General features: G+C 68.1%; 22 protein-coding genes and 1 pseudogene. 2 read left to right on the top strand and 21 right to left on the bottom strand.

Annotation, left to right across the window (positions count from 1 at the left end; all coding sequences use genetic code 11):
- The first annotated feature begins 13 nt into the window (after positions 1–13).
- Both AC07RM_RS25050 and AC07RM_RS25055 read left to right on the top strand, forming a co-directional pair.
- Entirely contained in the window at positions 14–1,321 is a 1,308-nt protein-coding gene (locus AC07RM_RS25050) for a dicarboxylate/amino acid:cation symporter (protein ID WP_495336288.1), read from the top strand.
- Positions 1,322–1,334: 13 nt separating this feature from the next.
- Positions 1,335–2,231, top strand: coding sequence for an amino acid ABC transporter substrate-binding protein (locus tag AC07RM_RS25055; RefSeq protein WP_495336289.1), 897 nt, complete (start codon positions 1,335–1,337; stop codon positions 2,229–2,231).
- A gap of 12 nt (positions 2,232–2,243) precedes the next feature.
- Here AC07RM_RS25055 and AC07RM_RS25060 read toward each other — a convergent pair whose 3' ends face one another.
- The 21 genes and pseudogenes from AC07RM_RS25060 to AC07RM_RS25160 all read right to left on the bottom strand — a co-directional run bounded on the left by AC07RM_RS25060 (position 2,244) and on the right by AC07RM_RS25160 (position 23,979).
- Entirely contained in the window at positions 2,244–3,428 is a 1,185-nt protein-coding gene (locus AC07RM_RS25060) for an AAA family ATPase (RefSeq protein WP_495336290.1), read from the bottom strand.
- 16 nt (positions 3,429–3,444) lie between these two features.
- Positions 3,445–4,188 (bottom strand): 1-(5-phosphoribosyl)-5-[(5-phosphoribosylamino)methylideneamino]imidazole-4-carboxamide isomerase, encoded by a 744-nt coding sequence (hisA, locus tag AC07RM_RS25065; RefSeq protein ID WP_208513629.1) that lies wholly within the window; start codon positions 4,186–4,188, stop codon positions 3,445–3,447.
- A gap of 66 nt (positions 4,189–4,254) precedes the next feature.
- A complete protein-coding gene (gene hisH / locus AC07RM_RS25070; RefSeq protein WP_093351953.1) occupies positions 4,255–4,920 on the bottom strand; it encodes an imidazole glycerol phosphate synthase subunit HisH in 666 nt (221 codons plus the stop codon).
- 51 nt (positions 4,921–4,971) lie between these two features.
- Positions 4,972–5,607 (bottom strand): imidazoleglycerol-phosphate dehydratase HisB, encoded by a 636-nt coding sequence (gene hisB, locus AC07RM_RS25075; protein WP_495336291.1) that lies wholly within the window; start codon positions 5,605–5,607, stop codon positions 4,972–4,974.
- Positions 5,604–6,707 (bottom strand): histidinol-phosphate transaminase, encoded by a 1,104-nt coding sequence (gene hisC, locus AC07RM_RS25080; RefSeq protein WP_495336292.1) that lies wholly within the window; start codon positions 6,705–6,707, stop codon positions 5,604–5,606. Before hisC ends, hisB begins: the two co-directional genes overlap by 4 nt.
- A 41-nt stretch (positions 6,708–6,748) precedes the next feature.
- Positions 6,749–7,105, bottom strand: coding sequence for a hypothetical protein (locus AC07RM_RS25085; RefSeq protein WP_495336293.1), 357 nt, complete (start codon positions 7,103–7,105; stop codon positions 6,749–6,751).
- 8 nt (positions 7,106–7,113) lie between these two features.
- A complete protein-coding gene (locus AC07RM_RS25090) occupies positions 7,114–7,962 on the bottom strand; it encodes a hypothetical protein (protein ID WP_495336294.1) in 849 nt (282 codons plus the stop codon).
- Between the two features lie 68 nt (positions 7,963–8,030).
- Entirely contained in the window at positions 8,031–9,401 is a 1,371-nt protein-coding gene (hisD, locus tag AC07RM_RS25095) for a histidinol dehydrogenase (RefSeq protein WP_495336295.1), read from the bottom strand.
- A gap of 23 nt (positions 9,402–9,424) precedes the next feature.
- A complete protein-coding gene (gene hisG, locus AC07RM_RS25100) occupies positions 9,425–10,066 on the bottom strand; it encodes an ATP phosphoribosyltransferase (protein WP_057596768.1) in 642 nt (213 codons plus the stop codon).
- Complete coding sequence (gene murA, locus AC07RM_RS25105) at positions 10,063–11,346, bottom strand: UDP-N-acetylglucosamine 1-carboxyvinyltransferase (RefSeq protein WP_495336296.1); 1,284 nt, start codon at positions 11,344–11,346, stop codon at positions 10,063–10,065. Before murA ends, hisG begins: the two co-directional genes overlap by 4 nt.
- A gap of 46 nt (positions 11,347–11,392) precedes the next feature.
- A complete protein-coding gene (locus AC07RM_RS25110) occupies positions 11,393–11,635 on the bottom strand; it encodes a BolA family protein (protein WP_057596770.1) in 243 nt (80 codons plus the stop codon).
- A 19-nt stretch (positions 11,636–11,654) separates the two neighbouring features.
- Positions 11,655–12,419, bottom strand: a complete 765-nt coding sequence (locus AC07RM_RS25115; RefSeq protein WP_495336297.1) for an ABC transporter permease — start codon at positions 12,417–12,419, stop codon at positions 11,655–11,657.
- Positions 12,416–13,363 carry an ABC transporter ATP-binding protein gene (locus AC07RM_RS25120; protein WP_093351971.1) on the bottom strand — a complete coding sequence of 316 codons (948 nt, stop codon included), beginning with the start codon at positions 13,361–13,363 and terminating at the stop codon, positions 12,416–12,418. The genes AC07RM_RS25115 and AC07RM_RS25120 overlap by 4 nt, the downstream gene beginning before the upstream one ends.
- 91 nt (positions 13,364–13,454) lie before the next feature.
- A pseudogene (locus tag AC07RM_RS25125) lies at positions 13,455–13,739 on the bottom strand (STAS domain-containing protein); the annotation flags it as partial.
- A gap of 25 nt (positions 13,740–13,764) precedes the next feature.
- A complete protein-coding gene (locus tag AC07RM_RS25130) occupies positions 13,765–14,427 on the bottom strand; it encodes an MlaC/ttg2D family ABC transporter substrate-binding protein (RefSeq protein WP_093351976.1) in 663 nt (220 codons plus the stop codon).
- A 195-nt stretch (positions 14,428–14,622) separates the two neighbouring features.
- On the bottom strand, positions 14,623–15,372 hold the full coding sequence (locus AC07RM_RS25135) for an MlaA family lipoprotein (RefSeq protein ID WP_209544676.1): 750 nt from the start codon (positions 15,370–15,372) through the stop codon (positions 14,623–14,625).
- 26 nt (positions 15,373–15,398) lie between these two features.
- Entirely contained in the window at positions 15,399–15,887 is a 489-nt protein-coding gene (gene mlaD / locus AC07RM_RS25140) for an outer membrane lipid asymmetry maintenance protein MlaD (RefSeq protein WP_057596777.1), read from the bottom strand.
- Between the two features lie 40 nt (positions 15,888–15,927).
- The gene (gene mlaE, locus AC07RM_RS25145; RefSeq protein WP_208508699.1) at positions 15,928–16,710 is read right to left on the bottom strand and encodes a lipid asymmetry maintenance ABC transporter permease subunit MlaE; all 783 of its coding nucleotides are present in this window, start codon (positions 16,708–16,710) and stop codon (positions 15,928–15,930) included.
- Positions 16,707–17,534, bottom strand: coding sequence for an ABC transporter ATP-binding protein (locus tag AC07RM_RS25150; protein WP_281077295.1), 828 nt, complete (start codon positions 17,532–17,534; stop codon positions 16,707–16,709). The genes mlaE and AC07RM_RS25150 overlap by 4 nt, the downstream gene beginning before the upstream one ends.
- Positions 17,535–17,706: 172 nt before the next feature.
- Positions 17,707–19,185 (bottom strand): glutamate synthase subunit beta, encoded by a 1,479-nt coding sequence (locus AC07RM_RS25155; protein WP_208508697.1) that lies wholly within the window; start codon positions 19,183–19,185, stop codon positions 17,707–17,709.
- A gap of 39 nt (positions 19,186–19,224) precedes the next feature.
- Entirely contained in the window at positions 19,225–23,979 is a 4,755-nt protein-coding gene (locus AC07RM_RS25160; RefSeq protein WP_495336298.1) for a glutamate synthase-related protein, read from the bottom strand.
- Positions 23,980–24,088: the final 109 nt, after the last annotated feature.

The raw sequence follows: 24,088 nt of genomic DNA on the forward strand, positions 1-24,088 counted from the left end.
CAAGGGGAATCGAATGAAGAAGAAGTTGCCGATGGCGGCGTGGATACTGATTGCCATGGTGCTCGGCATCATCCTCGGCTACATGATCTTCGCGAGCTTCCCGGACAAGGGAACCGCCAAGGAGATCGCGGGCTACGTCTCGATCGTCTCGGACGTGTTCCTGCGCCTGATCAAGATGCTGATCGGGCCGCTGGTGTTCTCCACGCTCGTGGTCGGCATCGCGCACATGGGCGACGCCAAGTCGGTGGGCCGGGTGTTCGGCAAGGCCATCGGCTGGTTCCTCACGGCCTCGCTGATCTCGCTGGTGATCGGCCTGGTGATGGCCAACCTGCTCGAACCCGGCGCCAACCTGGGACTGCCGCTGCCCGACATCGGCGCCTCGGCGAACCTCGCGACCTCCAAGTTCACCTTCAAGGACTTCGTGAGCCACACGGTGCCGAAGTCCTTCATCGAGGCCATGGCCAACAACGAGATCCTGCAGATCGTGGTGTTCTCGATGTTCTTCGGCGTGGCACTGGCCTCGCTCGGCGACAAAGCGAAGACGCTGGTCGCCGCCACCGAGGAACTCTCGCACGCGATGCTGAAGATCACGGGCTACGTGATGAAGCTCGCGCCGCTCGCGGTGCTGGCCGCCATGGCCGCCACGGTGGCGGTCAACGGGCTGGGCATCCTGATCAAGTTCGCGGTGTTCATGCGCGACTTCTACCTCGGCCTGTTCGTGCTGTGGGGCGTGCTGATCCTCGCGGGCTTCACCTTCCTCGGGCCGCGCGTGTTCAAGCTGCTGGTGCTGATCAAAGAAGCCTTCCTGCTCTCGTTCGCCACCGCCAGTTCCGAGGCCGCGTACCCGAAGATCCTGCAGGCGCTCGACCGCTTCGGCGTCAAGCGCAAGATCTCGAGCTTCGTGATGCCGATGGGCTACTCGTTCAACCTCGACGGCTCGATGATGTACTGCACCTTCGCCGTGCTGTTCATCGCGCAGGCCTACAACATCCACATGCCGATCAGCACGCAGATCACGATGCTGCTGATCCTGATGCTCACCTCCAAGGGCATGGCCGGCGTGCCGCGCGCCTCGCTGGTGGTGATCGCCGCCACGCTCAACCACTTCGACATTCCCGAGGCCGGCCTGCTGCTGATCCTGGGCGTGGACACCTTCCTCGACATGGGCCGCTCGGCCACCAACGCGGTGGGCAACTCGATCGCCACCGCGGTGGTCGCCAAGTGGGAAGGCGAGCTGCTGCCGGAGAGCGAGGCCGAGCTCAACGCGGCCAAGCTCGACGAAGAAGCGGCCGCGACGATCGCGCATCCGGCGCATGGCTGAGGCGATGCGCAGCATGACGACGATGCTTGGCAGGGCCGGTCTGGCCTGCGCGGCCCTGTTGCTCGCGGCTGGCGCGGTGCAGGCGCAGGAACTGCTCACCGGCACGCTCGCCAAGGCGCGCGCCAGCGGCGCCATCACCATCGGCTACCGGGAATCCTCGGTGCCCTTCTCCTTCCTCAACACGCGCAAGGAACCGGTCGGCTATTCGATCGAGTTGTGCCGCGAGCTGGTCACGGCGATCGGCAACGCGGTCGACCGCACGCTCGCGATCCAGTGGGAGCCGGTCACCTCCGACTCGCGCTTCGACGCGGTCACGAGCGGCAAGGTCGACCTCGAATGCGGCTCGACCACCAGCAACCTCGAGCGCCAGAAGCGCGTGAGCTTCTCGCCGACGATCTTCGTCTCGGGCACCAAGGTGCTGGTGAAGAAGGGCACGCCGATCGCTTCGTTCCGCGACCTCGCAGGCCGCAAGGTGGCGGTGACGGCCGGCACCACCAACGAGAAGACGCTGCGCGATCTCTCCGAGAAGTTCAAGCTCGGCATCCAGCTGCAGGTGGCGCGCGACCATGCCGAGTCCTTCGCTCTCGTGAGGAGCGGCCAGGCCGATGCCTTCGCGACCGACGACGTGCTGCTCTACGGCCTGATCGCGCAGGAGAACGCCAAGGCCGACTACCGCGTGGTCGGCGACTTCCTCTCCTACGACCCCTACGGGATCATGTACCGCAAGGGCGACCCGCAGCTCGCGAAGGTGATCAACGACAGCTTCCAGGTCCTGGCCGAGGACGGCGAGATCGAGCGCCAGTACAAGCGCTGGTTCCTGCGCAAGCTGCCCACAGGCGCCAGCCTCGACCTGCCGATGAGCGCGCAGCTCGAGACGATCATCAAGACGATGTCGGTGAAGGCCGAGTAGCCGGGGCCGCTTTCAGCGCGCCGGCCACTCCCAGCGCGGGATCTCGCTCATGTCGAGGTTCGCGATGCGGGTCTCGCCCAGGCGCTTCTCGAGCACCACCGACTGCAGTTCGACCCCGCCCGCGGCCGCCTCCTCGAGCGCGGCGATCAGCCGCGAGGCGTGCGACACCACGATCACCTGCGACTCGCGCGCCGCATGCGCGATCAGCCGGCCGAGCGCGGGCAGCAGGTCGGGATGCAGGCTGGTCTCGGGCTCGTTGAGCACCAGCAACGCGGGCGGGCGCGGCGTCAGCAGCGCCGCGATCCACAGCAAGTAGCGCAGGGTGCCGTCGGACAGCTCGGCGGCGGTCAGTGCGCGCAGCAGGCCGTGCTGGTGCATCAGGGTCTGGAAGCGATCGCCCCGGGCGTCGATCTCGACGCGCGCGCCCGGAAAAGCATCGTCCACGGCGCGATCGAGCGCCTCGCCGTCGCCGATCTCGCGGATGGTCTGCAGCGCGGCGGCGAGGTCGGCGCCATCGTTGGCCAGCACCGGCGTGCGGGTGCCGAGCTGCGGCTGGCGCGCCGGCGCCTCGGCGTCCGAGCGGAAGTGGTCGTAGAAGCGCCAGGAGCGCATCTGCTCGCGCAGGGTGAGCATCTCGGGCGCGTCGCGCGGATCGGCATGCTCGGTCATCATGCTCGCGAAGGGCGGGATCGGCCGGCCCACCGGCTGCCAGCCGCGGCCGTCGCGCAACCGCAGCGAGGCACCCTTGCGGTCGACCAGCTGTGTGGACGGCCGCAGCAGCGGGCCGCTCCAGATGGCCTCGTGCTTGATCTCGGGATCGCGCGAGAAGGCGGTCGAGGGAATCGGCGGCGGCAGGCCGATGTCGATCGCGTAGCCGAAGTCTTCGGTGCTGGCGCCTGCGAAGCCCAGCTTCAGCGCGACCGGTTCGCTGCGCGTGGTGCCCTGCACCGGCATCTCGCCGCGCAGCATGGCGGCCGAGAAGCGCTCGGGCCCGGCCCACAGCGTGGAAGACAGGCCGCCCTCGCGCACCAGCGAACGGATCGCGCCGCCGTTGGCGATCTCGGCCAGCAGGCGCATCGCGCGGTAGACGCTCGACTTGCCGCTGCCGTTGGGCCCGGTGACCACGGTGAGCCGCGCGAGCGGCACCGTGAGCTGGCGCAGCGAGCGGTAGTTGGCGATGGCGAGCGCGGACAGCACGCGCCGCCAGGCCCCCTCAGGCGCCGGCCAGTTCGTCGGCGCGCGCCTGCGCCTGTCCGAAGTCGAGGTCGCCCGAGTAGATGGCGCGGCCGCAGATCACGCCTTCGACGCCCTCGGATTCGACTGCGCAGAGCTGGTCGATGTCGGCCATGTTCGACAGGCCGCCCGAGGCGATCACCGGAATGGACAGCACGCGCGCGAGCTTGACCGTGGCCTCGATGTTGATGCCCGACAACATGCCATCGCGGCCGATATCGGTGTAGATGATCGATTCGACGCCGTAGTCCTCGAACTTCTTGCCCAGGTCGGCCACCTCGTGGCCCGTGAGCTTGCTCCAGCCGTCGGTGGCGACCTTGCCGTCCTTGGCGTCGAGGCCGACGATGATGTGGCCGCCGAAGGCGCTGCAGGCGTCCTTGAGGAAGCCCGGGTTCTTGACCGCGGCGGTGCCGATGATCACGTAGCGCAGGCCGTCGTCGATGTAGCGCTCGATGGTGTCGAGGTCGCGGATGCCGCCGCCGAGCTGCACCGGGATGTCGTCGCCGACCTCCTTCAGGATCGCCTTGATCGCCGCGTGGTTCTGCGGCTTGCCCGCGAAGGCCCCGTTCAGGTCGACCAGGTGCAGGCGCCGGGCACCGGCCTCGACCCATTTGCGCGCCATGGCGGCAGGGTCTTCGCTGAAGATGGTGGACTGTTCCATGTCGCCTTGTTTCAGGCGTACGCAATGGCCGTCTTTGAGGTCGATCGCTGGGATGAGGAGCATGAAAGTGACGCGAGAGTGCAACGAAAGGGCGCCGGCCGGCGGCGCCCGGTCAGGGGAACGAAGTGTTCAGGGATTCCAGTGGAGGAAGTTTCGGTAGAGCTGCAACCCGTGGTCCGCACTCTTCTCCGGGTGGAACTGGGTGGCAAAAATGTTATCGCGTGCGATGGCGGCGGTAAAGCATGCCCCGTATTCGGCTTCGCCCACGCTGTGCCGCGCATCGACCGGCCGCGCATAGAAGCTGTGCACGAAATAGAAGTAGCTGCCGTCGGGCACCCCGGCCCACACGGCGTGCGGCTGCGCCTGGCGCACCTGGTTCCAGCCCATCTGCGGCACCTTGAAGCGGCTGCCGTCGGGCTGCAGGCGGCCCTCGAGCTCGAAGCGGACCACCTCGCCCGGGATCAGGCCGAGCCCGTCGGTCGGTCCCTCGTCGCTGCGCGACAGCAGCATCTGCATGCCCACGCAGACGCCGAACAGCGGCTTGCTCGCCGCGGCCTCGAGCACCGATTCGAGCAGGCCCGAATCGCGCAGCTCGCGCATGCAGTCGGGCATGGCGCCCTGCCCCGGCAGCACCACGCGCGTGGCCTTGCGCACCACCTCGGGATCGGAGGTCACGAACACCTCCACGCCGACCTGGTCGGCGGCATGGCGCACCGCCTGCGCGACGGAGTGCAGATTGCCCATGCCGTAGTCCACCACGGCGACGGTGTTGGCGTTGTTTGCTACAGTTTTCATAGCTTCAATGACAGGCGGAGCGTGCAATGGCACGCTGTTCCGCTTGCAGGATCAGAGCGAGCCCTTGGTCGAGGGAATGACACCGGCCGAGCGCGGATCGAGTTCGAGCGCGGCGCGCAGGGCGCGGGCGAAAGCCTTGAACACGGTCTCGCACTGGTGGTGCGCGTTGACGCCCTTGAGGTTGTCGATGTGCAGCGTGACGAAGGCGTGGTTCACGAAACCCTGGAAGAACTCGTAGGTGAGCTGGCTGTCGAAGGCGCCGATCATCCCGCTCGTGAAGGGCACGTGCATCTCGAGGCCGGGCCGGCCCGAGAAGTCGATGACCACGCGGCTGAGCGCCTCGTCGAGCGGCACGTAGGCATGGCCGTAGCGGCGGATGCCCTTCTTGTCGCCCACGGCCTTGGCCACGGCCTGGCCCAGCGTGATGCCCACGTCTTCCACCGTGTGATGGCCGTCGATGTGCAGGTCGCCCTGGCAGTCGATCTCGAGGTCGATCAGCCCGTGGCGGGCGATCTGGTCGAGCATGTGGTCGAAGAAGCCGATGCCGGTGGCCAGCTTGGCGCGGCCGGTGCCGTCGAGGTTGACGCTGACGGTGATCTTCGTCTCGGCGGTGTTGCGCGCGACCGTTGCGGTGCGCGCGGCGATGGCGTCGGGGGTGGCCGCGGGAGCGGCTTGGGGGGTGGTCATAGTGAGGCTTCGAGCGCCGCGAGCATCCTGGCATTCTCGTCGGCCGTTCCGACGGTCAGGCGCAGGCAGTTCGCGAGCAGTTCGTGCATTTTAGAAACGTTCTTCACCAGCACCCCGCGCGCCTTCATGCCGTCGAAGGTGCGGGCGGCCCGATCTCCCTCTCCCAGTACGCGCAGCAGGATCATGTTCGCGTCGCTGGGCCAGACCTTGACGCCCGGCAGCCGGCCGAGCCCCATCATCAGCCGCTCGCGCTCCTCGCGGATCTGACTGGCCTGGGCCTCGAACACCTCGGCATGCTCGAGCGCGAACAGCGCGCACTCGCAGTTCAACACGCTGACGTTGTAGGGCGGACGTACCTTGTCGATCTCGGCGATCAGCGCGGTCGGGCCCATCAGGTAGCCCAGCCGGATGCCGGCCAGGCCGAACTTGCTGAGGGTGCGCATCAGCAGCACGTGGCGGTGCTTCGCGAGGCGGTCGATGTAGCTGCGCGCAGCGAAGGGCTGGTAGGCCTCGTCGATCACCACCAGGCCGCCCTGCGCGCCCTGGGCCTCGACGATCTTCTCGAGCACCGCGTCGTCCCAGAGGTTGGCGGTCGGGTTGTTCGGATAGGCCAGGTAGACGATGGCCGGCTGCTCGCGCGCGATCGCGGCCAGCATGGCGGCCTCGTCGAGCTCGAAGTCGGCCGTGAGCGGCACGCCCACGAAGCGCAGGCCCTGGAGCTGGGCGCTCATGGCGTACATGACGAAGCCCGGCAGCGGTGCCAGCACGCTGGCACCCGGCAGGTCGCAGGCGATCGCGAGCAGCGAGATCAGCTCGTCCGAGCCGTTGCCCAGCACCAGCGAGAAACCCTCGGGCAGGCGCGCCTGCGCGGCCAGCGCGCGCTGCAGGTCGGCGCCGCGCTCGCCCGGGTAGCGGTTGAGCGCCAGCGCGCCGAGCCGCGCGCCGAGCTCGGCCTGCAGCGCGGGCGGCAGGCCGAAGGGGTTCTCCATCGCGTCGAGCTTGACCAGGCCGCGCGCGTCCTGCACGGCATAGGCATGCATGGCGCGCACGTCGGCGCGGATGCGCTGGAGCGCGGGGACGGGGGCGGAGGTGTCGGACATCTGGGACTCGGAGGAAAGAACGTTCGTTGAAGAAAGAAAGGTCAGGACGCGCAGCGGAAGCTGTTCTGCAGCGCCGCCGACAGCACCATCTGCACCGGCATGTCGGCCTCGTAGAGTTCGGCGTTGCGCTTGAGCTCGGCCTCGAACAGCGAGCGCGCCATCGAAGGCTCGAGCCGGCGGCCGTCGACGCAGAACAGCGGCTTCTGGCCCGTGCGGCGCGCGGCGTCGCCGGCCTCGCGCAGGCCCTCGAGCACGCCCACGAGGTAGTAGCTGGCGTAGGCCTTGCCCTCCTTCTTCTCCTTCACCTCGAGGGTGTGGAACTCGCGGATGCTCATGGCCTGCGCACCCAGGCTGGCCGCGGCCAGCGCGAACAGCAGACAGAGACGCACGCGATGCATGGCGGCCCTCACTTCGCGTAGCGCGGCGGCGGCGCGTAGCCGGTCGCGCCGTCGGCCGGGAAGGCATTGGGCTGCGCGGCATCGGGGCCGCGGCGCGGACGGCGCGGGGCGTCGGGCTGCGCGATCTCGAACAGCGCGGCGCCGAGGATGCCGATGTTGCGCGCGTCGCCGGCCTCGGTGTTGGCGGCATAGGCGCGGCCCGGCGTGGCGAAGCGGAAGGCCGCGACCTCGGACTGGCTCTTGCGGAAGCCCTCGATGTCGAGCACCTGCAGCGGACGCAGCACGTAGCCGCCGTTGCGCAGGCTGCCGGGCTTGCCGTTGAGCACGTCGAGGCCGTCGACCGTGGCGATCACCTCGTAGCTGCGGTCGCTGAGGTTGCGAAAGCGCAGCGTGTAGCGCGCGCCCTCGGCGCCCGCGAGGCGGAAGCCCTCGTCGCCACCGCCGCCGCGGCGCGCGCGCTGCAGCGGGATCGCGCGGCCCGATTCGTCGATCACCGACCATTCGACGTCGCCCTGCGCCAGCTGCAGGTTGAGCCGGCGCTCGGGGTTGGCACCAACGCCGCGGCGCACGCTGGCGGCGTCGTTGTAGCCGATGGAGGCGACCTCGTCGGGCTGGTCGGGCGTGTAGCGCTGGACCTGCACGCTGCGCGTGTTCGATTCGCGGCCCTCGCCCCACTGCGTGCCCAGGCGCGGCGCCGGCGCGGCGGGCGCGGCAACGGCGGCGGCCGTGCTCGGCACCGCCTCGGCCTGGCTCTGGGTGCGCGGCATCGGGGTGCAGGCCACGAGCAGCGCGGTACCGGCCAGCAGGCCGAGGGCGAACTTGAACAGGCGCGAACGACGCAGACGTTGATTCATCATCAGGCTTGCTCCTCCCGAGCGGGTTGTGGACGGAAATGCCATCGGAACCGGGCCCGCGGCCGCGGCCCTCAAACCTTGCGCAGCCGCATGCGCGCGGCCTCGGCGTGGCCCTGCAGGCCCTCGCCCTCGGCCAGCGTGACGGCGATCGGCCCGAGCACCTGGGCCCCGGCCTCGCTGACCTCGATCAGGCTCGAGCGCTTCTGGAAGTCGTACACGCCCAGCGGGCTCGAGAAGCGCGCGGTGCCGCTTGTGGGCAGCACGTGGTTCGGGCCGGCGCAGTAGTCGCCGAGGCTCTCGCTGGTGAAGGCGCCGAGGAAGATCGCGCCCGCGTGGCGCAGCAGCGGCTCCCAGCGCTGCGGCTCGCTGCTGCTGACCTCCAGGTGTTCGGGCGCGATGCGGTTGCTGATCTCGCAGGCCTCTTCCATGCTCTTCGTGTGGATCAGCGCGCCGCGGCCGTTGAGCGAGGCGGCGATGATCGCCGCGCGCGGCATGGTCGGCAGCAGGCGGTCGATCTCGGCCTGCACGCGGTCGATGTAGGCGGCGTCGGGGCACAGCAGGATGCTCTGCGCGAGCTCGTCGTGCTCGGCCTGGCTGAACAGGTCCATCGCCACCCAGTCGGGCGGCGTGCTGCCGTCGGCCAGCACCAGGATCTCGCTCGGGCCCGCGATCATGTCGATGCCCACGGTGCCGAACACGCGGCGCTTGGCGGCGGCCACGTAGGCATTGCCGGGACCGGTGATCTTGTCGACCGCGGGAATGGTCGCCGTGCCATAGGCCAGCGCGGCCACGGCCTGCGCGCCGCCGATGGTGAAGGCGCGCGTGACGCCAGCCACGTAGGCGGCGGCCAGCACCAGGACGTTGCGCTCGCCCTTGCCCGACGATTCGCCGCCGGCGCCGCCGGTGGCGACGCTGCCCTTCACGGGAGTGGGCACCACCATGATGATCTCGCCCACGCCGGCCACGTGGGCCGGAATCGCGTTCATCAGCAGGCTCGACGGATAGGCCGCCTTGCCGCCGGGCACGTAGATGCCCACGCGATCGAGCGGCGTGACCTTCTGGCCCAGCAGCGTGCCGTCGGCGTCGCGGTAGCTCCAGCTCTCGCCCGAGGCCTTCTTCTGCGCCTCGTGGTAGCTGCGCACGCGGTCGGCCGCGGCCTGCAGCGCCTCGCGCTGCACGGCGGGCAGCGAGTCGAAGGCCTGCTTGAAGTCGGCCTGGGTCAGTTCGAGTTCGGACACCGAAGCGGCACCCAGGCCGTCGAAGCGGCGCGTGTACTCGAGCACCGCCGCGTCGCCGCGCGCCCGCACGTCGGCCAGGATGTCGGCCACCGTCTTCTCGATCGCGGCATCGGCATCCGCGGACCAATGCAGCCGCGCCTTGAATTCAGCATCGAAGCTGGCTGAAGTCGTGGACAGTCGGGCGGGGGCTGCTTGCAGGGTCATTTGGCGAAGTGCGGTTCGAGGGATCAGGCGGAGGGAATGGCCGACGCGAAGGCGTCGATGATGCGGCGGATGGGTTCGCGCTTGAGTTTGAGCGCGGCCTGGTTGACGACCAGGCGCGCGCTGATGTCCATGATGCGCTCGACCTCGACCAGCTGGTTGGCCTTGAGCGTGTTGCCGGTCGAGACCAGGTCGACGATGGCGTCGGCCAGGCCGGTGAGCGGCGCGAGCTCCATGCTGCCGTAGAGCTTGATCAGGTCGACGTGCACGCCCTTGCTGGCGAAGAAGTCGCGCGCCAGGCCCACGTACTTGGTCGCGACCTTGAGCCGCGAGCCCTGGCGCACGGCCGAGGCGTAGTCGTAGTCGGCGCGCACGGCCACGCTGAGGCGGCAGGCGGCGATGCGCAGATCGAGCGGCTGGTACAGGCCCTGGTTGCCGTGCTCGAGCAGCACGTCGAGGCCGGTCACGCCGAGGTCGGCGCCACCGTACTGCACGTAGGTCGGCACGTCGGAGGCGCGCACCAGCACCACGCGCACGTCGGGACGGGTGGTGCCGAGGATCAGCTTGCGCGACTTCTCGGGGTCTTCCGTGACCTCGATGCCGGCCGCGGCCAGCAGCGGCATGGTCTCTTCGAAGATGCGGCCTTTGGAAAGCGCCAGGGTGATCATGCGGTGGCTCCGGTCACGCGTTCGATGTCGGCCCCGAGGCCGCGCAGCTTGGCTTCCATGCGGTCGTAGCCGCGGTCCAGGTGGTAGATGCGGTCGACCAGGGTCTCGCCCTCGGCCACCAGGCCGGCGATGACCAGGCTGGCCGAGGCGCGCAGGTCGGTCGCCATCACGGTGGCGCCCGACAGTTGCTGCACGCCCTCGACCATCGCCACCTTGCCCTCGACGTGGATGCGCGCGCCCAGGCGCACCATCTCGTTCACGTGCATGAAGCGGTTCTCGAAGATGGTCTCGGTGACCATCGAGGCGCCGTGCGCGATCACGTTGAGCGCCATGAACTGCGCCTGCATGTCGGTCGGGAAGCCCGGGTACTCGGTGGTGCTGAAGCTCTGGGCCTTGAGCTGTTCGGCGCCCTCCGAGGCGATGCGGATGCCGTCCTGCTCGCAGGCCACTTCGCAGCCGGCGTCGCGCAGCTTGTCGATCACCGCGTCGAGATGGTCGCCGCGCGCATGGCGCAGCAAGGCCTCGCCGCCCGCGGCCGCCACGGCGCACAGGAAGGTGCCGGCCTCGATGCGGTCGGCCACCACGGCGTGCTCGCAGCCGTGCAGCGTCTCGACGCCCTGGATGCGGATGTGGCTGGTGCCGTGGCCCTCGATCTTCGCGCCCATGCGGATCAGCATCTCGGCCAGGTCGACGATCTCGGGCTCCTGCGCGGCGTTCTCGAGCAGCGTCTCGCCCTCGGCCAGCGCGGCGGCCATCAGGAAGTTCTCGGTGCCGGTGACCGTGACCATGTCGGTCAGGATGCGCGCGCCCTTCAGGCGCGTGCGGCCTGCGGGCAGGCGCGCGACCATGTAGCCGTGCTCGACCACGATCTCGGCGCCCATGGCCTGCAGGCCCTTGATGTGCTGGTCGACCGGCCGCGAGCCGATGGCGCAGCCGCCCGGCAGCGACACCTTGGCGTGGCCGAAGCGCGCCAGCAGCGGGCCCAGCGCCAGCACCGAGGCGCGCATGGTCTTCACGAGCTCGTAGGGGGCCTCGGGGCGGGTCAGGTCGCCGGCGTTCAGGCGTACCGTGCCGTTGTCGTCGCGCTCTGCCGACACGCCCATGTTGCGCACCAGCTTGAGCATGGTCGACACGTCCTGCAGCCGCGGCACGTTGTGCAGCACCACGGGCTGGTCGGTCAGCAGGGCCGCGCACAGTTCGGGCAGCGCGGCGTTCTTGGCGCCGGAAATGAGTACTTCGCCGCGGAGCTGGCGCCCGCCGCGAATCAGGAGTTTGTCCATCGAAGGTCCAGCGAGTGGCTCGCAAAGGGCCCGCAGGCCCGGAGAGTTATTTTTCAGCCGCCGCCCATTCGGACGGCGTATAGGTCTTCATCGAGAGCGCATGCACCTCATCGGTGTGCATTTTCGCACCGAGGGTGGCGTAGACCCGCTGATGGCGCTGGATCGAGCGCTTGCCCTCGAATTCGGCCGAGACGATGGTGGCGTACCAATGTCGGCCGTCCCCCTCGAGCGCGATGTGCTCGCACGGCAGGTGGGACTGGATGATGGCCTTGAGTTGGTCTGCGGTCATGGGGTATGAAAGGGGCCGTTCAGCCCCGGATTTTGTAGCCGATCTTCAGCAGGTGGACCGCGATCGCGCTGACCACGAGCCAGGCGCTGCCGACGATCCCGAAGCTCAGCCACGGCGAGGCGTCGCTGACGCCGAAGAAGCCGTAGCGGAAGCCGTCGATCATGTAGAAGAAGGGGTTCAGGTGGCTCACCGACTGCCAGAACGGCGGCAGCGAACCGATCGAATAGAACACGCCCGACAGGAAGGTCATGGGCATGATCAGGAAATTCTGGAACACGGCCATCTGGTCGAACTTCTCGGCCCAGAGCCCGGCGATCAGGCCCAGGGTGCCGAGCATGGCCGAGCCGAGCAGCGCGAACACCAGGATCCACACGGGCGCCGCGAAGTCGGGCACCGCGAAGAAGATCGTGACCAGGAATACGCCCATGCCCACCGCCAGCCCGCGGATCACCGACGAGCCCACGTAGGCCAGGAACCAGCCCCAGTGCGACAGCGGCGTGAGCAGCACGAACACGAGGTTGCCCATGATCTTGCTCTGGATGATCGAGGACGAGCTGTTGGCGAAGGCGTTCTGCAGCACGCTCATCATCACCAGGCCCGGGATCAGGAAGGCGGTGTAGCCGACGGTGCCGTAGACCTTCACGTGGTCCTCGAGCACATGGCCGAACACCATCAGGTACAGCAGCGCGGTGAGCACCGGCGCGCCGACGGTCTGGAAGCCGACCTTCCAGAAGCGCAGCGTTTCCTTGTAGAGCAGCGCGCGCCAGCCGGTGACAGCCATCATCGTGCAACCTCCAGCGGCGTCTGCTCGCCCGCCATCAGGTCGATGAACACGTCTTCCAGGTCGGCCTTGCGCATTTCCACGTCTTCCACCGCCACGCCGGCCTGCCGGATGGCGGCCAGCAGTTGTTCGACCTCGTGCGCGTTCTGCGCCGGCAGCTGCACGATGCGGCCCGTGATGCGCGCGTGCTGGGCGATTTCCCAGGGCAGCATCGCATCGGTCTTGAAGCGCAGCACGTTGCTCGCGGCCGACTTGAGCAGCTCGCTGGTGCGGTCGAGCGCGATCACGCGGCCGAGCTTGAGCATCGCGATGCGGTTGCACAGCGCCTCGGCTTCCTCGAGGTAGTGGGTGGTCAAGAGCACCGTGCTGCCCTGCTTGTTGAGCCGCGCGACGAACTGCCACAGCGTCTGGCGCAGCTCGACGTCGACGCCCGCGGTGGGCTCGTCGAGCACGATCACCGGCGGCTTGTGGACCAGCGCCTGCGCCACCAGCACCCGGCGCTTCATGCCGCCCGAGAGCTGGCGCATGTTGGCGGTGGCCTTGTCGGCCAGGCCCAGGCTCTGCAGCAGCTCGTCGATCCAGGCCTCGTTGTTCCTGATGCCGAAGTAGCCCGACTGGATGCGCAGCGACTCGCGCACGTTGAAGAAAGGGTCGAACACCAGCTCCTGGGGCACGATGCCGAGCTGGCGGCGGGCCTCGGCGTAATCGCGCTGCACATCGAAGCCGTGCACGCGGATCGACCCGGACGTGGGCCGCGACAGGCCCGCGAGCATGCTGATCAGCGTGGTCTTGCCGGCCCCGTTGGGGCCGAGCAGGCCGAAGAATTCGCCGGGCTCGATGTCGAAGCTGACCTCGTCGACCGCTCGTAGCCCGGCCTTGCCCTGGGCCCGCTGCTGTCGTGAGGGAGGATAGGTCTTGGAGACCGATTGGAATGAGATCGCGGGCATGGGAGGCCGGGATTTTAAGGGCCCGCCCCCTCCGACGCTGGTCTGAGGGAATGCGGGCCCGATCCGGGTCACCCGTAGCGCAGGAAACGGATCAGGGCGCGGCCGGCAGCAGGCCGGCGATCCCGTAGAGCGCCGCCAGCTCGCGCAGCCGCGGCGACAGGCCCTTCACCGCGAAGCCGCGCCCGAGCGCGCTGGCCTCGCGGCGGCATTCGAGCAGCACTGCCAGCGCCGACGAGTCGAACTGCACCAGCGCGCTGGCATCGACCACGGTGGCGGAGGCATCGGCCTGGCCGGCGAGGCCCTTCTGCAGCATGCGCATGCAGGCGGGCGCCTCGTCGTGCGTGAGCTTCGTCGGCAGGACCAGCATGGCCTCGGCTCCTGTTTTGGCGTGCCGGCCGGGCTCAGCCCTTGCCGCTGCCCTTGTTGCGGGCGGCCAGCGCGGTGATCAGGCCGTCGATGCCGCGGGCGTTGATCTCCTGCGAGAACTGGGTGCGGTAGGTATCGACCAGCCACACGCCGAGCACGTTGAGGTTGTAGACCTTCCAGCCGCCGCCCTGGCCGGGCGTCTTCTCGAGGCGGTAGTCGAGCTGGACCGGGTCGCCGCGGCCGCGGACCTCGGTACGCACCAGCACTTCCTTGTCGTCGGGCGAACCGCGGTAGGGACGCACGGTGACGGTCTGGTCGCTCACCTGGTCGAGCGCGCCGGCATAGGTACGCACCAGCAGGGTCTTGAACTCTTCCTGCAGGCGCTTCTGCTGCTCGGGCGTGGCCTGGCGCCAGGCCGGGCCGACGGCCGAGGCGGTCATGCGCTGGAAGTTGACGTTCGGCATGATCTTGCTGTCGACCAGCAGCATGATCTTGTTGACGTCGCCGGCCTTGATCGAGGTGTCGGCCTTGATGGTCTCGAGCACGTCGGTCGACAGCCGCTTGACCAGCGCGTCGGGCGCTTCGTCCGCGGCCTGCGCGGGACGCATGAAGGCGACGCCGGCGCCGATCAGCAGCGCGCCGGCCAGCACGAGGCGACCGAGGCTGCGTCGTTGAATCAAGGTCTGGGTTTTTGTCATGATCGTGAGTCCCTCTGGTTGAATCTGCCGCGCGGCTCTTCGAAAAAGAGAGCAGCCGCGCCAAGTCTGGAACGGTTTCGACAGGGTACCGGCTCGCGGGGTTCCTGAACGTCGGATGAAGCCTGCAACCGGATGCAAGCAAATGCCGCCACCGGTTGCCTGGGTCGCCATGCGCCAGGCACGGCGGGCCGGCGCTTACTTGCCGTCGTTGCCCTTGCTGTCCTTGCCGTCGATGTCCTCGCGCTCGTCGGGCGGGTTGCCGTCGTAGATGTCGCTGCGGCGGTGCTGCAGGTAGGCGTCGCGCGTGAAGGTGTACTTGTCGAGCGCCGCATCGTCGAGCAGGCGGCCGGCGCGCAGGTACTTGGCGCGGGTGTCGACCAGGTTCAGCACGTTGAGCGAATTGCGCCACGCCACGTCGTTCATGTGCGAGATCGGATCGCCCCAGCGGTCCACCGGCAGCGCCGCGGCATCGCGCACGGTCGAGGGGCCGAGCAGCGGCAGCACGAGGTACGGGCCCGAGCCCACGCCCCAGTAGCCCAGCGTCTGGCCGAAGTCCTCGTCGTGGCGGTCGATGCCCGCCTCGGTGGCGATGTCGAGCAGGCCGCCCAGACCGAAGATGGTGTTGACGTTCAGCCGCATGAAGGTCTGCGCGCTGTTCTGCAGCTTGGCCTGCGCCACGTTGTTGGCGAGGTTCCAGACGTCGCCCACGTTGTTGAAGAAGTTGGCGACGCCGGTGCGCACCAGCGAGGGCAGCACGCGGGTGTAGGTGGTGGCCACCGGCACGAGCACGTTCTCGTCGACGACGTCGTTGAAGCGGGTCACGCCCCGGTTGAAGGGCTCGAGCGGATCGAGCGGATTGGCCTGCGGGCCGGTGGCGCACGCGGCGAGCACCGACAGGACGGCGGAAAGGCCCATCCAGCGGGCATAGGTAGCTATGTTCTTCATAGCATTCGACATGGGGTGACGGTTTTTCATTTCTTGTTGGTGTTGGCCGGCGTGGAGCTTCCCTCGGCGGCCTTGCTGTAGAGGAACTGGCTGATCAGGTTCTCGAGCACCACGGCCGATTGGGTCGCTGTGATCGTGTCGCCGGCCTGCAGGTTCTTCTCTTCGACGCCCGCCTCGATCCCGATGTACTGCTCGCCGAGCAGGCCACTGGTGAGGATCTTCAGCGAGCTGTCCTTGGGAAAACTGTAACGGTTTTGCAATGCCAGCGTCACGTCGGCCTGAAATGTCTTGTCGTTGAACGAGATGGACTGCACGCGGCCGATCACCACGCCAGCGCTCTTGACGGCCGTCTGCGGCTTGAGGCCGCCGATGTTGTCGAAGCGCGCGGTGACGGTGTAGGTCTTCTGGAAGTTCAGGCTCAGCAGGTTGGCCGACTGCAGCGCGAGGAACAGCAGCCCGGCCGCACCGAGCAGCACGAACAGGCCGACCCAGATGTCGTTGTTGGAACGTTGCATGGTTGCACTCTCTATCTAGAACGATCGGGGGCGAGCCCCTTCAGATACTGAACATCATGGCGGTGAGCAGGAAATCCAGCCCCAGCACCGACAGCGAGGCGGCCACCACCGTGCGCGTGGTGGCGCGCGACACGCCCTCGGGCGTGGGCTGCGCCTCGTAGCCCTGCAGCAGCGCGATGAAGGTCACGGTGAAGCCGAACACGATGCTCTTGATGACGCCGTTGCCGACGTCGCGCCAGACATCGACGCCCGCCTGCATCTGGCCCCAGAACGCGCCGGGGTCGACGCCGAGCATCAGCACGCCGACCACGTAGCCGCCGAGGATGCCGACCGCGCTGAACACGGCCGCCAGCAGCGGCATGGTGATCACGCCGGCCCAGAAGCGCGGCGCGAGGATGCGCTGCACCGGGTCGACCGCCATCATCTCCATGGCACTGAGCTGCTCGCCGGCCTTCATGAGGCCGATCTCGGCCGTGAGCGAGGTGCCGGCGCGGCCCGCGAACAGCAGGGCCGCCACCACCGGCCCGAGCTCGCGCACCAGGCTCAGCGTGACCAGCAGGCCGAGCGCTTCCGAGGAGCCATAGCGCTGCAGCGCGTAGTACATCTGCAGGCCGAGCACGAAGCCCACGAACAGACCCGACACCGCGATGATCGCGAGCGAGTAGTTGCCGAGGAAATGGATCTGGTCGCGCACCAGCGCGAAGCGGCGCAGGCTGCGCGAGCCCTGGAAGGCGAGCCGCATGAACAGCTTGGCGCCATAGCCGAGGTCGGCCAGCTTGCTGCGCACGGCGAAGCCGACATCACCGGGGTTCCACCAGCTCATGACCCGCTCCCGCTCATCGGACCGAAGTCGTCCTCGATGCTGACGCCCGGATAGTGGAAGCGCACCGGCCCGTCGGGCAGCGCATGCACGAACTGGTGCACCAGCGGGTCGCTGCTGTTGCGCACCTCGTCGGGCGTGCCCTGGGCGGCGATGCCGCCGTTGGCGAGCACGATCACCTGGTCGGCGATGCGGAAGGTCTCCTCCACGTCGTGCGACACGATGATGCTGGTGAGTCCCAGCGTGTCGTTGAGCTGGCGGATCAGCCGCGCCGCGGTGCCGAGCGAGATCGGGTCGAGGCCGGCGAAGGGTTCGTCGTACATCACGAAGTCGGGGTCGAGCGCGATCGCGCGCGCCAGCGCCACGCGCCGCGCCATGCCGCCCGAGACTTCGCTGGGCAGCAGGTCGCGCGCGCCGCGCAAGCCGACGGCGTCGAGCTTCATCAGCACGATGTCGCGCACCAGCGCCTCGGGCAGTTCGGTGTGTTCGCGCAACGGAAAGGCCACGTTGTCGAGCACGCTCATGTCGGTGAACAACGCGCCGAACTGGAACAGCATGCCCATGCGGCGCCGCGCGGCATAGAGCGCGGCGGAGTCCATGCGGCCGACGTCCTGGCCGTCGAACAGCACCTCGCCGCGCTGGGCGCGCTGCTGGCCGCCGATGAGGCGCAGCACGGTGGTCTTGCCGCCGCCCGACGCGCCCATGAGCGCCGTGACCTTGCCGCGCGGCAGCGAGAACGAGACGCCATCGAGAATCGCGCGCGCGCCATAGCCGAAGCGAACGTCGCGAAACTCTACGAAGGGCTGTGGCTGTGCGGCTGGGTCCATCTCAATAAAAAAGCCGGGCGCCCTGAGGAGGCATCCCGGCATGCGGTTTCCGCGGATGATAAAGGAGCCACGAGAAGCCCCGCCGAATTGAAACAAATTTCCGCCGGGCCGGCCTGCTCCGTTTGGAGGAGACGCCCGCCCTCCCGAGGGAGGGCGGGCGCGGCACCTGGACTTATCGCGGCAGGTCGCTGAAACCCATCAGGAACTCGTCGACCGAGCGCGCGGCCTGGCGGCCCTCGCGAATCGCCCACACCACCAGCGACTGGCCGCGGCGGATGTCGCCGGCGGCAAAGACCTTCGGCACGTTGGTGGCATAGCCGCCGATGAAGTCGACGCTGGCCTTCGCATTGCCGCGCGCGTCCTTCTCGACGCCGAAGGCATCGAGCACGGTCGCCACGGGACTCACGAAGCCCATCGCGAGCAGCACGAGGTCGGCCTTGAGCACCTGCTCGCTGCCGGCCACTTCCTGCATCTTGCCGTCCTTCCACTCGACGCGAACGGTCTTCAGGCCGGTGATCTTGCCCTTCTCGCCGATGAATTCCTTGGTCGAGATCGCGAACTCGCGCTCGCAGCCTTCGTCGTGGCTGGAGCTGGTGCGCAGCTTGATCGGCCAGTAGGGCCAGGTCAGCGGGCGGTTCTCTTCCTCGGGCGGCTGCGGCATCAACTCGAACTGCGTGACGCTCACGGCGCCATGGCGGTTGCTGGTGCCCACGCAGTCGGAGCCGGTGTCGCCACCGCCGATCACGATCACGTGCTTGCCGTCGGCGCGCAGCTGGCCCTTGACCTTGTCGCCCGCGTTGACGCGGTTCTGCTGCGGCAGGAACTCCATCGCGAAATGAATGCCGTCGAGGTCGCGGCCGGGCACCGGCAGGTCGCGCGACTGCTCGGCGCCGCCGGTCAGCAGCACGGCGTCGAAGTCCTTCTGCAGCTGCTCGGGCGTGACGGTCTCCTTGGCCAGGTTGGTGACCTTGGAGCCCTTGCCCAGCGGATCCTTGGCGGCGCCGACGACCACGCCGGTGCGGAACACCACGCCCTCGGCCTTCATCTGCTCGACGCGGCGGTCGATGTGCGACTTCTCCATCTTGAAGTCGGGGATGCCGTAGCGCAGCAGGCCGCCGATGCGGTCGTTCTTCTCGAACAGCGTCACGTCGTGGCCGGCGCGCGCGAGCTGCTGCGCGGCGGCCATGCCGGCCGGGCCCGCGCCCACCACCGCGACCTTCTTGCCGGTCTTGTGCTTGGCCACGCGCGGCGCGACCCAGCCCTCGTCCCAGGCGCGATCGATGATCGCGTGCTCGAGCGACTTGATGCCAACCGCGTCGTCGTTCACGTTGAGCACGCAGGCCGCCTCGCAGGGCGCGGGGCAGATGCGGCCGGTGAACTCCGGGAAGTTGTTGGTCGAGTCGAGCACCGCGAAGGCGTTCTGCCAATCGTTTCGGTACACCAGGTCGTTGAAGTCCGGAATGATGTTGTTGACCGGGCAGCCGCTGTTGCAGAACGGCGTGCCGCAGTCCATGCAGCGCGCGCCCTGCACCTTCGCCTGGTCGGTGTTCAGGCCGACGACGAATTCCTTGTAGTGCTTGAGCCGTTCCTCGACCGGGCGATAGCCCTCCTCGATGCGCTCATGCTCCAGAAAACCGGTGATCTTTCCCATCGTGCTGTTCCTTCGTTGTGTCTTCGTTCACCGGCGCCTTCAGGCGGCGGCCGGCGCCGTCTTGGGCGCGGCGGCGATCGCATGCGGCTCGAGGCCGACGTGCGCGTTGTTGCCGGTGCTGGCGAGCTCGACCTTGCGGTCGTGCAGCTCGCCGAGGGCGCGCTTGTACTCGTTGGGGAAGACCTTGACGAACTTGGTGCGCGACACGGCCCAGGTGTCGAGCAGCTCGCGCGCGCGCTTGCTGCCGGTCCAGCGGTGGTGTTCCTCGAGCAGCTTCTTCAGCTGGGCCTCGTCGGTCTCGCCACCGTGCCAGATCTTGCGGTGCACGCTGGCGGTCTGCTCGGCCGAGGTCAGCACCTTCTCGAGCGAGACCATCGACATGTTGCAGCGCGAGGCGAACTGGCCGTCCTCGTCGTAGACGAAGGCCACGCCGCCGCTCATGCCGGCCGCGAAGTTGCGTCCGGTCTTGCCGAGCACGGCCACCGTGCCGCCGGTCATGTATTCGCAGCCGTGGTCGCCCGTGCCTTCGATGACCGCCGTGGCGCCCGACAGGCGGACCGCGAAGCGCTCGCCGGCCACGCCGCACAGGTAAGCCTCGCCGGTGGTCGCGCCGTACAGCGCGGTGTTGCCGACGATGGTGTTGCGCACGGCCTCGCCGCGGAAGTCGAGGCTGGGGCGCACCACCACGCGGCCGCCCGACAGGCCCTTGCCGGTGTAGTCGTTGGCGTCGCCGATCAGGTACAGCGTGATGCCGCGTGCCAGGAAGGCGCCGAACGACTGGCCGCCCGTGCCCTCGAGCTGGATGCGGATCGAGTCGTCGGGCAGGCCCTGCGGATGCACCTTGGTCAGCGCGCCCGAGAGCATCGCGCCCACCGAACGGTTGACGTTGCGCGCCACCTCGATGAATTGCACCTTCTCGCCCTTGTCGATGGCGGGACGCGACTTCTCGATCAGCCGGACGTCGAGCGCCTTGTCGAGGCCATGGTCCTGGTTCTCGACGTGGAAGCGCGAGACATCGGCAGGCACGTTCGGCAGCGCGAACAGGCGGCTGAAGTCGAGGCCCGAGGCCTTCCAGTGCTCGATGCCCTTGCGCATGTCGAGCAGGTCGGCGCGGCCGATCATGTCGTCGAACTTGCGGATGCCGAGCTGGGCCATGATCTGGCGCACTTCTTCCGCGACGAAGAAGAAGTAGTTGACGACGTGCTCGGGCTTGCCCGAGAACTTCTTGCGCAGCACCGGGTCCTGCGTGGCCACGCCCACCGGGCAGGTGTTCAGGTGGCACTTGCGCATCATGATGCAGCCCTCGACCACCAGCGGCGCGGTGGCGAAGCCGAACTCGTCGGCACCCAGCAGCGCGCCGATCGCGACGTCGCGGCCGGTCTTCATCTGGCCGTCGGCCTGCACGCGGATGCGGCTGCGCAGGCGGTTGAGCACCAGCGTCTGCTGCGTCTCGGCCAGGCCGATCTCCCACGGGCTGCCCGCATGCTTGATCGACGACCAGGGCGAGGCGCCCGTGCCGCCGTCATGGCCGGCGATCACGACGTGGTCGCTCTTGCACTTGGCCACGCCCGCGGCGATGGTGCCGACGCCGATCTCGCTGACCAGCTTCACGCTGATGCTGGCGTGCGGCGCGGTGTTCTTCAGGTCGTGGATCAGCTGGGCCAGGTCCTCGATCGAGTAGATGTCGTGGTGCGGCGGCGGCGAGATCAGGCCCACGCCCGGCACCGCGTAGCGCTGCTTGCCGATGTACTCGGTGACCTTGCCGCCCGGCAGCTGGCCGCCCTCGCCCGGCTTCGCGCCCTGGGCCATCTTGATCTGGATCTGGTCGGCCGAATGCAGGTACTCGGCCGTGACGCCGAAGCGGCCCGAGGCCACCTGCTTGATGCGCGAGCGCAGCGAGTCGCCGTCCTTCAACGGCAGGTCGACCTCGACGTTCTCGGCGCCGATCACGCTGCGCAGCGTGTCGCCCTGCTTGATCGGGATGCCCTTGAGCTCGTTGCGGTAGCGCGCGGGGTCTTCGCCGCCTTCGCCGGTGTTGCTCTTGCCGCCGATGCGGTTCATGGCCACGGCCAGCACCGAGTGCGCCTCGGTGCTGATCGAGCCCAGCGACATCGCGCCGGTGGCGAAGCGCTTGACGATGTCGGCCGCCGACTCGACCTCGTCGACCGGGATCGCCTTCGCCGGATCGATCTTGAACTCGAACAGGCCGCGCAGCGTGAGGTGGCGACGGTTCTGGTCGTTGATGAGCTGGGCGTATTCCTTGTACGTGTTCCAGTTGTTGGCGCGCGTGCTGTGCTGCAGCTTGGCGATCGCATCGGGCGTCCACATGTGCTCTTCGCCGCGCGTGCGCCAGGCGTATTCGCCGCCGGCGTCGAGCATGCTGGCGAGCACCGGGTCGTCGCCGAAGGCGGCCTTGTGCATGCGGATGGCTTCCTCGGCGATCTCGAACACGCCGATGCCTTCCACGCGGCTGGCGGTGCCGGTGAAGTACTTGCTGACGGTCTCGCTGTTCAGGCCGATGGCCTCGAACAGCTGGGCGCCGCAGTAGCTCATGTAGGTGCTGACACCCATCTTCGACATGATCTTCGACAGACCCTTGCCGATCGCCTTCACATAGTTGTAGATCGCCTTCTCGGCGCTCAGCGCGCCCGGCAGGTCGGCATGCATGCCGGCCAGGGTGTCCATCGCGAGGTAGGGATGGACCGCCTCGGCGCCATAGCCCGCGAGCACGGCGAAGTGGTGCACCTCGCGCGCCGAACCGGTCTCGACCACCAGGCCGGCCGTGGTGCGCAGGCCCTCGCGCACCAGGTACTGGTGCACGGCCGACAGCGCCAGCACGGCGGGGATCGCGACCTGCGTCGGGCCGACGCCGCGGTCGCTGACGATCAGGATGTTGTGGCCGCCCTTGATGGCATCGACGGCTTCGGCGCACAGCGAGGCCAGCTTGGCTTCGACGCCTTCGTCGCCCCAGGCGAGCGGGTAGGTGATGTCGAGCACGTAGCTCTTGAACTTGCCCTGCGTGTACTTGCCGATGTCGCGTAGCTTCGCCATGTCGGCGAAGTCGAGGATCGGCTGGCTCACCTCGAGCCGCATCGGCGGGTTGACCTGGTTGATGTCGAGCAGGTTGGGCTTGGGTCCGATGAAGGACACCAGCGACATCACGATGGCTTCGCGGATCGGGTCGATCGGCGGGTTCGTGACCTGGGCGAACAGCTGCTTGAAGTAGTTGTACAGCGGCTTGTTCTTGCTCGAGAGCACGGCCAGCGGGCTGTCGTTGCCCATCGAGCCGATGCCCTCTTCGCCGGCCTGCGCCATCGGGCTCATCAGGAACTTGATGTCTTCCTGGGTGTAGCCGAAGGCCTGCTGGCGGTCGAGCAGCGCGACCTGCGAGATCGGCGCGGTCACCGGCTCGGCCTGCACGCTGTCGAGCTTGATGCGCAGGTTCTCGATCCACTGCTTGTAGGGCTTGCTGTTGGCGAGGGTGGCCTTGACCTCCTCGTCGTCGATCATGCGGCCCTGCTCGAGGTCGATCAGGAACATCTTGCCGGGCTGCAGGCGCCACTTGCGCACGATCTTCTGCTCGGGCACGGGCAGCACGCCCGACTCGGAGGCCATGATGACCAGGTCGTCGTCGGTCACGCAGTAGCGCGAGGGACGCAGGCCGTTGCGGTCGAGCGTGGCGCCGATCTGGCGGCCGTCGGTGAACACGATCGAGGCCGGGCCGTCCCAGGGCTCGAGCATGGCGGCGTGGTACTCATAGAACGCGCGGCGGCGCGGATCCATGGTGCTGTGCTGTTCCCAGGGCTCGGGAATCATCATCATCACGGCCTGGCTGATCGGGTAGCCGGCCATCGTCAGCAGCTCGAGGCAGTTGTCGAAGGTGGCGGTGTCGGACTGGCCCGCGAAGCTGATCGGGTAGAGCTTCTGCAGGTCGGCGCCGAGCACGGGCGAGGACATCACGCCCTCGCGCGCCTTCATCCAGTTGTAGTTGCCCTTGACGGTGTTGATCTCGCCGTTGTGCGCGACGTAGCGGTACGGGTGGGCCAGCGGCCACTCGGGGAAGGTGTTGGTCGAGAAGCGCTGGTGCACCAGGCCCAGGGCCGAGACGCAGCGCTTGTCCTGCAGGTCGAGGTAGTAGGTGCCGACCTGGTCGGCGAGCAGCAGGCCCTTGTAGACCACGGTACGGCTCGACATGCTCGGAACGTAGTATTCCTTGCTGTGCTTGAGCTTCAGGCGCTGGATGTTGGCGCTCGCGGTCTTGCGGATCACGTAGAGCTTGCGTTCGAGCGCGTCCTGCACGATCACGTCGTTGCCGCGGCCGATGAAGACCTGGCGCAGCAGCGGTTCCTTTTCGCGCACGGTGGGCGACATCGGCATGTCGCGGTTGACCGGCACGTCGCGCCAGCCCAGCAGCACCTGGCCTTCGGCCTTGATCGCGCGTTCCATTTCCTGCTCGCAGGCCTGGCGCGAGGCGTGTTCCTTCGGCAGGAAGATCATGCCGACGCCGTACTCGCCCGGCGGGGGCAGCGTGACGCCCTGCTTGGCCATCTCGTCGCGGTACAGGTGGTCGGGCAGCTGGATCAGGATGCCGGCGCCGTCGCCCATCAGCTTGTCGGCACCCACGGCGCCGCGATGGTCGAGGTTCTCGAGAATCTTCAAGCCCTGCAGCACGATGGCGTGGCTCTTCTCGCCCTTGATGTGGGCCACGAAGCCGACGCCGCAGGCATCGTGCTCGTCGGCACCGGAATACAGACCGTGTCGTTGGAGATGTTGAATCTCGGCAGCCGTCGTCATGGCGCACTCCTTCAGTTTTCGCAGGGATTGGGAGCATATTGCGATGCACAAAGAATGCCAAACACTTTAATGAGGGTCAGATTCCAATTAAATCTTGAGTTTTCTTGTC

It is taken from the genome of Variovorax sp. GW821-FHT09B05, from assembly GCF_059418265.1.

Excerpts from the sequence above, each read along its gene's own strand:
- murA (WP_495336296.1), bottom strand. The coding sequence starts at position 11,346 with ATGGACAAACTCCTGATTCGCGGCGGGCGCCAGCTCCGCGGCGAAGTA.
- hisB (WP_495336291.1), bottom strand. The coding sequence starts at position 5,607 with ATGACCACCCCCCAAGCCGCTCCCGCGGCCACCCCCGACGCCATCGCC.
- AC07RM_RS25115 (WP_495336297.1), bottom strand. The coding sequence starts at position 12,419 with ATGATGGCTGTCACCGGCTGGCGCGCGCTGCTCTACAAGGAAACGCTG.
- AC07RM_RS25120 (WP_093351971.1), bottom strand. The coding sequence starts at position 13,363 with ATGCCCGCGATCTCATTCCAATCGGTCTCCAAGACCTATCCTCCCTCA.
- hisG (WP_057596768.1), bottom strand. The coding sequence starts at position 10,066 with ATGATCACCCTGGCGCTTTCCAAAGGCCGCATCTTCGAAGAGACCATG.
- AC07RM_RS25135 (WP_209544676.1), bottom strand. The coding sequence starts at position 15,372 with ATGAAGAACATAGCTACCTATGCCCGCTGGATGGGCCTTTCCGCCGTC.
- hisH (WP_093351953.1), bottom strand. The coding sequence starts at position 4,920 with ATGAAAACTGTAGCAAACAACGCCAACACCGTCGCCGTGGTGGACTAC.
- hisA (WP_208513629.1), bottom strand. The coding sequence starts at position 4,188 with ATGCTCCTCATCCCAGCGATCGACCTCAAAGACGGCCATTGCGTACGC.
- AC07RM_RS25155 (WP_208508697.1), bottom strand. The coding sequence starts at position 19,185 with ATGGGAAAGATCACCGGTTTTCTGGAGCATGAGCGCATCGAGGAGGGC.
- AC07RM_RS25160 (WP_495336298.1), bottom strand. The coding sequence starts at position 23,979 with ATGACGACGGCTGCCGAGATTCAACATCTCCAACGACACGGTCTGTAT.
- AC07RM_RS25130 (WP_093351976.1), bottom strand. The coding sequence starts at position 14,427 with ATGACAAAAACCCAGACCTTGATTCAACGACGCAGCCTCGGTCGCCTC.
- hisD (WP_495336295.1), bottom strand. The coding sequence starts at position 9,401 with ATGACCCTGCAAGCAGCCCCCGCCCGACTGTCCACGACTTCAGCCAGC.
- hisC (WP_495336292.1), bottom strand. The coding sequence starts at position 6,707 with ATGTCCGACACCTCCGCCCCCGTCCCCGCGCTCCAGCGCATCCGCGCC.
- AC07RM_RS25090 (WP_495336294.1), bottom strand. The coding sequence starts at position 7,962 with ATGATGAATCAACGTCTGCGTCGTTCGCGCCTGTTCAAGTTCGCCCTC.
- AC07RM_RS25055 (WP_495336289.1), top strand. The coding sequence starts at position 1,335 with ATGACGACGATGCTTGGCAGGGCCGGTCTGGCCTGCGCGGCCCTGTTG.
- AC07RM_RS25050 (WP_495336288.1), top strand. The coding sequence starts at position 14 with ATGAAGAAGAAGTTGCCGATGGCGGCGTGGATACTGATTGCCATGGTG.
- mlaE (WP_208508699.1), bottom strand. The coding sequence starts at position 16,710 with ATGAGCTGGTGGAACCCCGGTGATGTCGGCTTCGCCGTGCGCAGCAAG.
- AC07RM_RS25150 (WP_281077295.1), bottom strand. The coding sequence starts at position 17,534 with ATGGACCCAGCCGCACAGCCACAGCCCTTCGTAGAGTTTCGCGACGTT.
- AC07RM_RS25085 (WP_495336293.1), bottom strand. The coding sequence starts at position 7,105 with ATGCATCGCGTGCGTCTCTGTCTGCTGTTCGCGCTGGCCGCGGCCAGC.
- mlaD (WP_057596777.1), bottom strand. The coding sequence starts at position 15,887 with ATGCAACGTTCCAACAACGACATCTGGGTCGGCCTGTTCGTGCTGCTC.
- AC07RM_RS25110 (WP_057596770.1), bottom strand. The coding sequence starts at position 11,635 with ATGACCGCAGACCAACTCAAGGCCATCATCCAGTCCCACCTGCCGTGC.